Raw genomic sequence first — 12,342 nt, 5'->3', positions numbered from 1 at the left:
TTTATTGCGGTACTTCGCGTTATGCCTGTTACGCGCTGACCGCAAAGCTTGACACGCCCGCCTGCAGATCCTGTGCCGCATATTGCAATTGCTGCACTGCTTCACTCGTTGCCTTGAGCGCATCGACTGCCTGTTGGGTTGCCTCGTTCAGTTGCGTCATGGTTTCGGTAATCTGAGAGGCGCCGATGGCTTGGGACTGCATACCTTCGAGCACCATGTCGAAGCGGGGCGGAAGCTTCTGAACTTGTTCAATTACGCTGCCGAGCGTATCGCTGACCTGCTGCGTTTCTTCCACGCTGCGCCGGATTTCTTCCGAAAATTTGTCCATGCCCATGACGCTCGCCGATACCGCGGATTGCATTTCCTTGAGCATTTGCTCGATATCCCATGTCGCTACCGAAGTCTGGTCCGCAAGGCGGCGGATTTCGGTGGCGACCACCGAAAAGCCACGTCCCGCTTCGCCCGCCTTTTCGGCTTCGATCGCGGCATTCAGCGACAGGATGTTGGTCTGGTCAGCGACCTTGGTAATGGTCGTCAGAACGGCGTTGATGTTGCTGGCCTTTTCCGACAGCGCGGCAAGCTTGCCATTGATGGATTCGGTCGCATTGACCATCCGCTGCATGGTCAGGTCCATGCGGCGCAAATTGCCTACTGCATCCGTGGTAGCCATAGTCGTATCGTCGGCGACCTGGTTCACTTCTTCCATCGCTTTCAGCAACTGAGCGGTATTGGCGGAAATCTCCTTGGTCGTGCTTAGCACTTCGATACTGGTCTGGGCCTGTTCGACGCCGGTGGATTCCTGCTGGCGCGCCGATGCAGCGATCTCGGTAGTCGAAGTCGCTACCTGTATGCCTGCCTTTTGCACACGGTCGAGCAGGGCGCGTAAATTACCGAACATCCGGGCCAAGCCGTCGCCAAGCTGTCCAATGGCATCGTTGCCACTCACTGTCACGCGACCGGTCAGATCACCGCGCGCAGCACGGGAAACAACTTCCAGCAGCGAATCGACCTTGCTGCGCAATTCGTTGGTGGCTTGCTGTTCGCGCGCCTGGTTTTCCTGGATCGTGTCGGCCATTACGTTGAACTGGGCGGTAACTTTGCCGAGGTCGTCCATGCTGATAATCTCCGCGCGCGCGGATTGGTTTCCTTTTGCTATCGCCTGCACCGCACTTGTCAGGTTGGTCAGCGGACGCAGGATAGATCGAGCAAGTGTGACGGCGATCAACAATGCGGCTAGCACAGAAGTAAGACCTCCCACCACTAGCAAAAGCATCGAGTTACGCCGCTGCTCGTCCGCATTCGCCGCACGTTCCGTCAGGAGGCGGTTCTCTTCTGCGTTAAAATCCGCCAGGATATCGTGCACACTCGCGATGTGATTGAACCCGGCGGTAATGACCGGGTCGCGAGCCACCTGATCGATCGAGTTCGATGTATTTGCCATGTCGCGGCGCTTTGCAATGTTTGGACGTACGACGCCGCCCATCCAGTCACTGATCAGGGGTTCAATTTTCTTCAAGCGCTCGTGCTGCACGGGATTGTCCGCCGACAGGGCTTTAACTTGTTGAAGATACAGTTGTACCTCCCTTTCTTTTTCGCCAATGCCTTGTAAAAATTTTTCATTGGCGGTCAAAAGGTAACCCCGGTACCCAGCCTGAATATCGAGCAGACTTGCTTCAAGTCCATTGCTCTTTAACAGAAGCTGGAGAGTGTGCCGGTCCCAGCTATTGGCCTCGGTGAGCTTGTTGAAGTTGTTATACATTGTCATCAGCAAGGCCAGCAGCAGGATGACAATTGCGCCGAACCCGGCGTACAGTTTTTTTTGTATGCTCAAATCTCTCAACATGTGTTCTCCGTAGTCCTCCGGGCCATCATCGGCCGAACGGCGCGTGCAACGCCGCAGGAAGTGTGCCAAGTGTAACGCGAACTGTTTCGACTGATGTAGTCCAGGTGGAATGGACGGCAGGAACGGGCAGGGCGGACTCCCGTCAATGGAGAACAAACCATGTATTGGTGGCGGAAACAGGAGGCATGTAGGGGGAGTGGTTCGGAAGTGCTGTCGGCAGGTTCGGCGCCTTCGCGGCCTATGCCAAGTAAGGATTCCGGCAACATATATGGTGGAGCGGAGGAGGATCGAACTCCCGACCTTCGCGTTGCGAACGCGACGCTCTCCCAGCTGAGCTACCGCCCCATGCCGGAATTTTAGGGCGCACATCGTGGAGCGACAAGACGCGACGCCGCATATCGCTAAGACGCCTCTTCAAAAAAACGACCCAAGTATTTGAATCTATTGACGGAAATTCCTTTAGGCCACTATAGTTGCAATATGATTGCCGAATTTCATCAACTTTCCGAAAAAATCACCCGGTTGGCCGAACTGGCTCAGTCCCTGCGTCGCGAGAACGCTGAGCTGCGCCTCGCGCTGGCATCGGCGACGGCAGAGAATGCGGATCTGGCCAGACGCATCGAAGAAGCATACCAACGTGTGTCCGCCTTGCTCGACAAGATCCCTGCATCGGATGAACCGAATGAATCGAATGAGGAGGTGGCATGATCCAGCTTGACGTAACCATCATGGGTCAAGCCTACAAGCTCGCTTGCAAGGAAGGCGAAGAACAGGCTCTGCAGCAGGCGGTAGATTACCTGGACCAGAAAATGTGCGCGATTCGTGACGCAGGCAAGATCAAGGGAACCGATCGTATTGCAGTGATGGCAGCGCTTGGCATCGCGGCGGAACTTTTGGCCACCAAATCCGGTGAAGGGCCATTCGCCGGCATGGCGCTCGCGGAGGTGAAAGAGAAAATTGCCGTGATGCATACCGTGCTCGATACTGCATTGGCGCCTCAGGAAAATCTCTTTTAGTTCATTGGAAACACTCTCAAAAATCTTCGGCAAAGGCTTTGACATGCGGCTCGATTGGGGTAATATGAAACCTCCTGCCGTGTTCGCGATTGCCATATATTCCTTGAACCATTTATGTGCATCGGTTGCGGAATTTTGTTCGATGGGCGTGAGCGTCGCTAGTCCGATGAACCCGAAATTGAACTAACTGTGACCACCTTGAACCGTAAGGTTCGGGATGCCGGCAAAGACGGCACAGGCGGGGCTAATTCTCAAAGCGGCTGCATCATTGCAGCCGCTTTTTTATGCGCGTCACATTTGTCATTGCATGGCAAATGACCTGATTTTCGTGCGACGTGCGGCATTGCAATTTGCAATGCACGCGTACAGACAACACTCAGATAACGACTAGGGCAACAAGGTACGACATGCAGTACTGGCTGATGAAATCCGAACCCGACGAGGTTAGCATTGACGATGCGCTTGCTGCACCGGGTAGCGTGGTTCCCTGGGTTGGCGTACGCAATTATCAGGCACGCAATTTCATGCGCGACGCAATGCGCGTCGGCGATGGCGTGCTGTTCTACCATTCAAGCTGTGCTGAACCCGGCATCGCCGGTCTGGCTGAAGTTGCCAGTACCGCCTATCCGGATCCTACGCAGTTCGATGCGAACAGCAAGTATTACGATCCCAAGTCAATGCCTGAAAATCCGCGCTGGCTCATGGTCGATGTCAAGGCAACGTACAAGACGCGCCTGATGCCATTGGCGGAATTGCGAAGCCTCCCGGACCTCGGTGACATGCAGATCCTCAAGCGCGGCAATCGCCTTTCCATCACGCCTGTATCGCCATTCGAATGGCGGTGTATCATCCAGCACATCAAATAATCACCGGAAAGATCTGGATGGACATTTCGCTTATCGCAGGCTTGCTCGTGCTTGGCGCTGCGGTTGGATTTGCGGCTGGCTTGCTCGGCATCGGCGGAGGCATGCTCCTGGTGCCGTTCATCACGATGATCCTAACGGCAAAGCACTTCCCGCAGGAGTATGTGATCCATATGGCGATTGCGACCTCGCTCGCCACCATCATGTTCACATCGATCTCTTCAGTGCGGGCGCATCATGCACGCGGCGCAGTGATGTGGAACATCGTTAAACTGCTGGCTCCTGGCATCCTCATCGGATCATGGGTAGGTCCCTGGATCGGCGCGCATTTGAATGCATCGACACTGGCCTTGTCGTTCGCAGTATTTGTGGCGTTTTCCGCGACGCAGATGCTGATTGATAAGAAGCCGGCAGCGGCGCGAGACCTTCCCAGTGCAACCGGTATGTTTGCCGCAGGCGGAGGCATTGGTGTGCTCGCCGGACTGGTCGGTGCCGGCGGCGGTTTCGTATCGGTGCCGTTCATGACCTGGTGTAATGTAAAGATCCACAATGCAGTCGCCACCAGCGCCGCCCTGGGATTTCCGATTGCGCTCGCCGGTACCCTGTCCAATGTCTACTTCGGCTTGCAGGAAGATAACCTGCCGAGCGGCTCGCTGGGCTTTATCTACTTGCCGGCACTGCTGGTGATCTCGCTTGCCAGCGTCACCACGGCGCCGCTTGGTGCGAGGACCGCGCACAAACTTCCAGTCAAATCGCTGAAAAAGATTTTTGCCGTGTTGCTGTACTCGCTCGCCGCTTATATGCTGTACAAGGCGTTTGCCTAGAGCGGGTTTCATATTTGTGTGCGGAGAAACAGGTCGATTTGGCGTGCAGGGCAAGGCGCGCGGAGCGCCGTGTGGCGGGCCACACAAGCGACAAGCAACGCCGCCCGGCGCGTCAAGGCGGCCCGAGGCGACAGTACATCAATATGAAATCCGCTCTAAACTGCTCAGGCCAGGCAAATGCCTTGGGCGATAGTCATGGATGGTCTTTGAACTGATCCCGCAAGACATTCTTTTGCACTTTGCCCATCGTATTGCGCGGAAGGTCATGCACGAAAAAGATGCGCTTGGGTACCTTGAAGTTGGCAATGCGTGACTTCAGGTAGCCAATGATCTGCGCTTCATCCAGCGCCGTATCGGTCTTGGTCACGACCACCGCGGTAACGGCCTCGCCAAAGTCGGGATGCGGCAAGCCAATCACCGCCGATTCGACGACACCTTCCATCTCATCAATGAAGGATTCGATCTCCTTCGGATAGACATTGTAGCCCCCCGAGATGATCAGATCCTTGCTGCGTCCGACAATGCTCAGATAGCCACGCGCGTCGAATCTGCCTACATCACCCGTCTTGAAGTAGCCGTCAGCCGTAAATTCTTCCGCTGTCTTTTCGGGCATGCGCCAGTATCCCTTGAAGACGTTGGGCCCTTTTACCTGGATGTCACCGATCTCATCCACCGAGCAAGGTGTGCCGTCGCCCTTTACAACGCGTACCGAAACGCCGGGAAGCGGAAGGCCAACCGTGCCGCCGATGCGCTCCCCATCGTAGGGATTGGAAACCAGCATGGTGGTTTCGCTCATGCCGTAGCGTTCCAGGATGGTATGTCCGGTCCGTTCGGCAAAGGTCTTGAATGTGTCGGTCAGCAAGGGAGCCGATCCGGAAATGAATAGCCGCATCCTGGCGCAGAGTTCCCGATCAAAACCCGGCTCGGCGATTAACCTCACATAGTAGGTCGGCACGCCCATGAAGACGGTCGCCCGGGGCAGGCATCGTAAAACTTCAGCAGTGTCGAAGCGCGGCAGAAAAATCATCTTGCTGCCGTTGAGCAGCGCGCCATGCGATGCAACGAACAAGCCGTGCACGTGAAAGAGAGGCAGGGCATGCAGGAGCACATCGCCCGCTTGCCAATGCCAGTACTCCTGCAGCACATGGGCATTGGACGCGAGATTGTCATGCGTGAGCATGGCCCCCTTGCTGCGGCCTGTTGTACCTGACGTATACAGGATCGCGGCAAGGTCTTCGGGGACGCGATGCACGGTGTCGAAACTGTTTGATTGCAGCGCAGCGCGCGTCAACAGCGTACCCGTCCGATCATCGCCGAGGGTAAAGACATGCTTGGTACCGCTGGAAAAGGCAATTTGCGATACCCACCCAAAATTCTGAGGTGAACACACGACAACCGACGGTTCCGCATTCTCGATGAAGTAAGCCATTTCAGCTGCCCGATACGCGGTATTGAGCGGCAGATAGACATAACCAGCGCGTAGGGTAGCCAGATACAGGATCAGGGCTTCCGGGGATTTTTCGACTTGTACGGCGATGCGCGCATCCATCGGGAGGTCAAGAGCGGCAAGCAGGTTGGCCAACTTGGCGCTGGCGCGGTCAATATCGTTCCAGCTGTAGTAAAGGCCATCGTGCGTTTCAATGCAGCACGCCGTCATGTCCTCCGGAAAACGGCTCTGGAACAGTGCGTAAAGGTTTGCGTTCGGGGTTGCATTCATTATTGTCATTTTCCTTTGAATACAGGTTTGCGTTTTTCGAGAAAGCTTGCAACGCCTTCCTGGTAATCGTGGGATTCAAGCAGGGAAAAGGCCTCCATCGACTCTGCGTCGCTCAGGGGTGCGGCCTGCGCGGCGAGACGATGCACAAGTTTTTTATTCATGCGCGCGGCCAGGGGGGCACCTTTGGCGATGCGTTGTGCGGCCTCATGGGCAGCGGCGAGGGCATCGTCGGCAATGCGCGTTATCAGGCCTTTGTCCTTTGCTTCCGCTGCGTCGAAAACACGTCCTTCGAGCAGGATATCCAACGCAACCGCTTTTCCGACGAGAGCGAGCAGATGTCGCATTTCGTTTGGTGCGAGTGCGAAACCGAGGCGGTTGATTGGTATGCCGAACCTGGCGTTGGGGGCGGCGATGCGCAAATCGCATGCGCTGGCAATTTCAAGTCCACCGCCGACACAAACGCCTTCAATTGCCGCGATTGTCGGATGCATGCATCCCGCAATGGCGTCCAGCGCGCCCCCGATCAGATCGTTGTGGTAGTGGAGCCCTTGTTCGACCGTGCTACGTACCAGCTTGAATTCTTCGACATCGGCGCCTGCGGCAAACTGATGATTATCACCATGGATAATCACGCAACGCAACGTCTCATCGGCGGACAGTGGCGCAAATGCTTCTTTCAGCGCCTTCCACATGGCGAGGTCAAGGGCGTTCAGCTTGCCTTCATTGCAGAGTGTGACAGTGGCAATATCGCCCTGGCGGTCAACGTGTATTTGTCCCATGTCGGTCAGGTAGGATATCTGCGATAGGTGACGATCAGCGCCACCACCCCGAAAACAACCATCGGCAGGGACAGCATCTGGCCGGCTGAAATCGTGATGCCGGCGAAACCGACCTCATAGTCTGGCGTCCGGAAGTATTCGGTGAAAAAACGTGCAAGACCATACAGACCGACGAAAGCCGCGCCGACTGCCAGCGGCGGACGTTGTTTGCGTGCATAGATCCAGAGAATGATGAAGAGCAGCAGCCCATCGACCAGCGCCTGGTAGATCGGCGACGGGTGACGCGGTATGTTGTCCACGTTGGGCCAGATCATTGCCCAGGGCAGGGAAGGGTCCGCCGGGCGGCCCGGCAGTTCGGCATTGATGAAATTCCCGATGCGCCCGGCCGCATAGCCCAGCGGGACCAGGGGCGCGATGAAATCGTAGACAGCGACCGTGGTGCGGCTCTTTCTCCGCGCCCAGAGCGCCATGGCGATCAGCACGCCGATAAAGCCGCCGTGGAAGGACATCCCACCCTTCCAGATGGCGAAGATTTCGAGCGGATTGGTGAGATAAAAAGCCGGATGATAAAAGATCACCTCTCCCAGGCGTCCCCCCAGTATGACGCCCAGAACACCGTAGAACAACATGTCATCAAGGTCCTCCGGCTTCCAGCCTGCCGCTGCCATATGCGGTTGCCGGGCACGTATCCGGCCAAGGACCAGGAATTGGACAAATGCCAGCAGATACATCAAGCCATACCAGTGCACGGATAACGGTCCAACTGAAAAGGCAATCGGGTCAGGAAGCGGGTGTGTCAGCATCTATCTCTTTCTTAATATTTCCAGGAAGGTGCGCAGGGCTGGTGACGGATTGTCGCGCCGCCAGGCCAGCCCGGTTTCCACGGATACGGTTTTGTCAGACAAGGGTTTGTAATCGACACCGGGCCGTTTCAGGTTCGACACGGATTGTGGCACAAGAGCAATGCCCATGCCGGCGGACACAAGGCCCACGATAGTCTGCATCTGGATAGCTTCCTGCCCGATGCGCGGCGTCAATCCGGCATCACGAAAGCAACCAACGATTGCATCATGGAAAGCCGGAGCGATGCGCCGCGGAAAGATGATCAATGGCATATCGGCGACTTCCGCCAGTGCGACAGCCGCTTTGGTCTGCAGGTCTTTGAAACCATGAGGGAGGGCGAGAATCAACGGTTCCGATATCACGGTGACATAGGCAAGTTCTGCTTTGGCCTTGTCGTGCAGGGGAGGAATCAGCAAGCCGGCGTCGATGCGACTATGCATCAGATCATCCACCTGCAAGTCGCTGGTGGCTTCACGCAGGTCGATCTGAATTTGTGGGTAACGTTCACGAAACTCGCGCAGCAACGGGGGAAGCACACTGTAATCAGCGGTCGATACGAAGGACAGCGACAGCAAGCCCGACTCTCCGGATGCCGCTCGCCTTGCGATATCCGGGAGGCTGGCTGCCTGCTGGAGGATACGGCGTGCCTCGGGCAGCAGGGCGGCACCGGCCGCCGTCAGGGCTACGCTGCGCTTGGTGCGTTCAAACAGCGGCGTTCCCAACTCGGCCTCGAGCGACTGTATGGTCTGCGACAACGGCGGCTGGGTCATGTGCAGACGCGCGGCCGCCCTTCCAAAGTGATTCTCTTCAGCCACGGCAACGAAATAGCGTAATTGCCTCAGTTCGATGCTCATAGGGTTTTTAATATGCAATTCGACTTAATCAGGAATGAATCATATATTTGACACCTAGCTGGGGGCAAGGCAATCTAGCGGTCTTCGCCGCTTCGTCAGGAGCGGCCATATGACGAGCTACCTGGAGGCGACCATGCCGCAATACCGTTCCCGCACCACCACCCACGGCCGCAACATGGCCGGCGCGCGCGCCCTCTGGCGCGCTACCGGCATGAAGGATGGCGATTTTGACAAGCCCATCATCGCCGTGGTCAATTCCTTTACCCAGTTCGTTCCGGGCCATGTTCACCTGAAAGACCTAGGCCAGATGGTAGCCCGGGAGATCGAGGCCGCCGGCGGCGTCGCCAAGGAATTCAATACCATCGCCGTCGACGATGGTATCGCGATGGGACACGGCGGCATGCTGTATTCGCTGCCTTCGCGCGAACTGATCGCCGACTCAGTCGAATACATGGTCAACGCGCACTGCGCGGACGCCATGGTCTGCATTTCCAATTGCGACAAGATTACCCCTGGCATGCTGATGGCTGCGATGCGCCTCAATATTCCGGTTGTATTCGTGTCCGGCGGTCCGATGGAAGCCGGCAAGGTCATCGAAGCCCTTCACGGCAAGCAGGAAGGTACCCAGAAGATCATCAAGGTCGACCTGATCGACGCTATGATCCAGGCTGGCGACCCGAACGTGTCCGATGCCCAGGTCGACAATATTGAGCGTTCCGCCTGCCCGACCTGCGGTTCGTGTTCCGGTATGTTTACCGCCAACTCGATGAACTGCCTCACCGAAGCCCTTGGTTTGTCCTTGCCGGGTAACGGCACGATTGTGGCGACCCACGCGGATCGCAAACAATTGTTCTTGCGTGCCGGCCGACTGGTGGTCGAACTGGCGAAGCGTTATTACGAACAGGACGATGCTTCGGTCCTGCCGCGCAATATCGCAACCAAGACCGCATTTGAAAATGCCATGGCGCTGGACGTATCGATGGGCGGTTCCACCAATACCGTGCTGCACTTGCTGGCAGCGGCACAGGAAGCCGGCGTTGACTTCACGATGGCCGATATCGACCGGATTTCACGCAAGGTTCCCTGCCTGTGCAAGGTCGCTCCCGCCACGCAGGACTACCATATCGAAGATGTCCATCGCGCCGGTGGTATCGTCGGCATTCTCGGCGAACTCGATCGCGCCGGCCTGCTCGACACCAGTGTATCGACGGTCCACGCCAGGACCATGGCAGAATCGATCGCCCAGAATGACGTCATGCTCAATACCGGTGCCGATGTGCGGCAGCTTTATCTGGCCGCACCAGGCGGCGTGCCGACCCAGGTGGCCTTTTCCCAGGACAAGCGCTTCGACAAGCTCGACACCGACCGGGCCCACGGTTGCATTCGGGACAAGGAGCATGCTTATTCCAAGGACGGTGGTTTGGCGGTCTTGTATGGCAACCTCGCGGAGAAGGGCTGCATCGTCAAGACGGCCGGTGTGGATGAAAGTATCCTCCAGTTCAACGGAAGGGCGCGCGTGTTCGAAAGCCAGGATGCGGCAGTCGATGCCATCCTCGGTGATATCGTCAAGGAAGGCGAAGTGGTGATTATTCGCTACGAAGGTCCGAAAGGCGGCCCCGGCATGCAGGAAATGCTTTACCCGACTTCGTATATCAAGTCCAAGGGCTTGGGCAAGAAGTGCGCGCTGTTCACCGATGGCCGGTTCTCAGGCGGCTCGTCGGGCCTTGTCATTGGCCACGCATCACCGGAAGCAGCAGAGGGCGGCGCAATCGGACTGGTCAACGATGGCGACCTGATTGAGATCGATATTCCGAATCGCCGCATCAACCTTGCGATCAGCGATGCGGAACTGGCGCAGCGCCGGGCAGCGATGGATGCCAGGGGCGAGAAGGCATGGAAACCCGAAAATCGGGATCGCGTTGTCTCGCAAGCCTTGCAGGCCTACGCTGCACTGGCCACTTCCGCCGACCGTGGCGCAGTGCGTGACATTTCACAGCTCAAGCGCTGATTCCATGAGGTGTCGGGCCGATTGATGGATTGGTCCGCGTGTTTGCGTTATCAATAAACGACTACGGGGCGCCTTGGCGCCCCGTAGTCGTTTATTGATTAATTAGAGCGGCTGTCAATGTCGCGCGCTGTTTTCGACGGGGGGCACCGAGGCCTCTTGGCCGTGCGCCCCATATTGTTGCCGTCGGTGCGCCTGTCACCGTCATGTTGACAGGCGCTTTTATGATGGGTACTTGTCCAGAACAGACTTATTTCTTGAATGCGTTGCTGACGCGCTCCTTTCGCGCTTTTTCCTGCTGATCGTTTGCCTTGCGCTTGTCCAGGCCAAGCAGTCGTTCGATAAATTCGAACCAGATAAACGCCACCAGAAACAGCCCCCCGATCCACCACCAGGAAAATTCAGCAAACGGCCCGACTTCAAAATAACGAAGAATGGACAACAGTACGATGGCAATGATGATAGGCATGGCGGCTCCTTTCCTGCAGGATAGAAGGAAAGTTTGTAACGGTCAATCTCGATGGTCAACCTGTGCTTGCGGTGTCGCGTTGGTTTGACATGTGTTACCCAACATAAATGATGAACACTGTAAAATGGTGCGGTTTTTCAACTGGAGATAGTGATGAAACGTTCTTTGTTGGTATGTTTGGCTGCGGGTGCCTTGGTATCCAACGCCGCGATGGCGAATGCCGATCTGGCGAAGTCTAAAAACTGCATGGCTTGCCATGCGGTAGGAAACAAGGTTGTTGGTCCGTCGTTCAAGGATGTGGCAGCTAAATACGCTGGCCAGAAAGACGCTGAAGACAAGCTGGTACAGAAAATAATCAAAGGTGGCGCAGGCGTTTGGGGTGCCGTCCCGATGCCGGCAAATCCCCAGGTTAGCGAGGCAGAAGCGCGTACCTTGACGAAGTGGGTGCTGTCGGTGAAGTAATTGTAAAACTTGTTTTGCTCGGTGCAGCAGTGCTGGAATACTAAAGCAAGGGAGCTAAACAAACCAAAACAAAAAGCGCTCTTTCGAGCGCTTTTTGTTTTCCGGTCCTACAAATGCTGTTCCGGTGCTGGTCTCGAGCGTTGAGAGGCACAATCGCCGCCCGAGTCTGGATCGCCAACATTGTTCAAAATAGGGTTTGTCCATTTACTGCGCAGATTGGTAAGAACTTTGTTCTGCCATGCCGCGAGCGATAGAGGATCAGAGCTCCAAATCCAGGGAGTGCCAGCATCAACGCCAGGCGAAAAAAAGCCCCGGTAATAACCGGGGCTTTTGCACAGCCAGAAGTGAATTACTTCACGACAGCGATTTGCTCACGCTTGCCACCCTTGTAGGTGTACAGGGTCAGTGTGCCATCCTTGATGTCGCCCTTCGGGTCGAAGACGATATTGCCAGTCACGCCCTTGTAGTTGATCTTCTGCAGTTCTGGCAGGTACTTCGCCGGATCCGCGGAGTTTGCCTTCTTCATCGCTTCGACCATCGCCATGACGGAGTCATAGACGTACGGAGCGTAGATCTGGACGTCGGCATTGAACTTCTTCTTGAAGGCAGCACGGAAGTCTTCCATGCCCTTCTTCTGCGCTTCTTCCACACCGCCTGCTTCCGCGCA

Annotated in this window: 13 protein-coding genes, 1 tRNA gene and 1 other RNA gene; 7 read left to right on the top strand and 8 right to left on the bottom strand. The window is 56.4% G+C overall.

Annotation, left to right across the window (positions count from 1 at the left end):
- Positions 1-28: 28 nt before the first annotated feature.
- Together ACFQUU_RS25565 and ACFQUU_RS25560 are read right to left on the bottom strand one after the other, a co-directional pair.
- Positions 29-1,843, bottom strand: a complete 1,815-nt coding sequence (locus tag ACFQUU_RS25565; RefSeq protein ID WP_382250944.1) for a methyl-accepting chemotaxis protein — start codon at positions 1,841-1,843, stop codon at positions 29-31.
- Between the two features lie 269 nt (positions 1,844-2,112).
- Positions 2,113-2,188, bottom strand: a tRNA-Ala gene (locus ACFQUU_RS25560).
- Between the two features lie 135 nt (positions 2,189-2,323).
- Here ACFQUU_RS25560 and ACFQUU_RS25555 point away from each other — a divergent pair.
- From ACFQUU_RS25555 to ACFQUU_RS25535, 5 genes are all read left to right on the top strand, one after another.
- On the top strand, positions 2,324-2,551 hold the full coding sequence (locus ACFQUU_RS25555; protein WP_382250943.1) for a DUF904 domain-containing protein: 228 nt from the start codon (positions 2,324-2,326) through the stop codon (positions 2,549-2,551).
- Positions 2,548-2,859: a cell division protein ZapA gene (locus tag ACFQUU_RS25550; protein ID WP_057289700.1), complete on the top strand. Its 312-nt coding sequence runs from the start codon at positions 2,548-2,550 to the stop codon at positions 2,857-2,859. The genes ACFQUU_RS25555 and ACFQUU_RS25550 overlap by 4 nt, the downstream gene beginning before the upstream one ends.
- Positions 2,860-2,927: 68 nt before the next feature.
- Positions 2,928-3,108: non-coding RNA, 6S RNA (gene ssrS / locus ACFQUU_RS25545), on the top strand.
- A gap of 158 nt (positions 3,109-3,266) precedes the next feature.
- Entirely contained in the window at positions 3,267-3,725 is a 459-nt protein-coding gene (locus ACFQUU_RS25540; RefSeq protein ID WP_382250942.1) for an EVE domain-containing protein, read from the top strand.
- A 17-nt stretch (positions 3,726-3,742) separates the two neighbouring features.
- A complete protein-coding gene (locus tag ACFQUU_RS25535; protein ID WP_382250941.1) occupies positions 3,743-4,546 on the top strand; it encodes a sulfite exporter TauE/SafE family protein in 804 nt (267 codons plus the stop codon).
- A 193-nt stretch (positions 4,547-4,739) separates the two neighbouring features.
- Here ACFQUU_RS25535 and ACFQUU_RS25530 read toward each other — a convergent pair whose 3' ends face one another.
- Genes ACFQUU_RS25530 through ACFQUU_RS25515 form a run of 4 tightly spaced genes read right to left on the bottom strand, consistent with a single transcriptional unit; the run spans position 4,740 to position 8,739 of the window.
- Positions 4,740-6,263 (bottom strand): malonyl-CoA synthase, encoded by a 1,524-nt coding sequence (locus tag ACFQUU_RS25530; RefSeq protein ID WP_382250940.1) that lies wholly within the window; start codon positions 6,261-6,263, stop codon positions 4,740-4,742.
- 5 nt (positions 6,264-6,268) lie between these two features.
- On the bottom strand, positions 6,269-7,042 hold the full coding sequence (locus tag ACFQUU_RS25525) for an enoyl-CoA hydratase/isomerase family protein (protein ID WP_382250938.1): 774 nt from the start codon (positions 7,040-7,042) through the stop codon (positions 6,269-6,271).
- A gap of 5 nt (positions 7,043-7,047) precedes the next feature.
- Positions 7,048-7,845, bottom strand: a complete 798-nt coding sequence (lgt, locus tag ACFQUU_RS25520; protein WP_382250937.1) for a prolipoprotein diacylglyceryl transferase — start codon at positions 7,843-7,845, stop codon at positions 7,048-7,050.
- Positions 7,846-8,739 carry a LysR substrate-binding domain-containing protein gene (locus ACFQUU_RS25515; RefSeq protein ID WP_382250936.1) on the bottom strand — a complete coding sequence of 298 codons (894 nt, stop codon included), beginning with the start codon at positions 8,737-8,739 and terminating at the stop codon, positions 7,846-7,848.
- 133 nt (positions 8,740-8,872) lie between these two features.
- On the opposite strand from ACFQUU_RS25515, the gene ilvD reads away from it, so the two are divergent.
- Complete coding sequence (gene ilvD, locus ACFQUU_RS25510; RefSeq protein ID WP_382250970.1) at positions 8,873-10,747, top strand: dihydroxy-acid dehydratase; 1,875 nt, start codon at positions 8,873-8,875, stop codon at positions 10,745-10,747.
- Positions 10,748-10,994: 247 nt separating this feature from the next.
- Here the strand turns inward: ilvD and ACFQUU_RS25505 are convergent, their stop codons facing one another.
- On the bottom strand, positions 10,995-11,213 hold the full coding sequence (locus ACFQUU_RS25505; RefSeq protein ID WP_382250935.1) for a TIGR04438 family Trp-rich protein: 219 nt from the start codon (positions 11,211-11,213) through the stop codon (positions 10,995-10,997).
- 153 nt (positions 11,214-11,366) lie between these two features.
- Between ACFQUU_RS25505 and ACFQUU_RS25500 the strand changes: the two genes are divergently transcribed.
- A complete protein-coding gene (locus ACFQUU_RS25500; protein WP_382250934.1) occupies positions 11,367-11,675 on the top strand; it encodes a c-type cytochrome in 309 nt (102 codons plus the stop codon).
- A 349-nt stretch (positions 11,676-12,024) separates the two neighbouring features.
- Here ACFQUU_RS25500 and ACFQUU_RS25495 read toward each other — a convergent pair.
- The coding region (locus tag ACFQUU_RS25495; protein WP_382250933.1) for an ABC transporter substrate-binding protein at positions 12,025-12,342 on the bottom strand (318 nt) is incomplete at its 5' end.

It is taken from the genome of Herbaspirillum sp. GCM10030257 (genome assembly GCF_042666555.1).
Lineage (GTDB): Bacteria > Pseudomonadota > Gammaproteobacteria > Burkholderiales > Burkholderiaceae_D > Noviherbaspirillum.
Note: the sequence above shows the minus strand (reverse complement) of the source record. Positions and strands in the feature narration are given on the sequence as shown.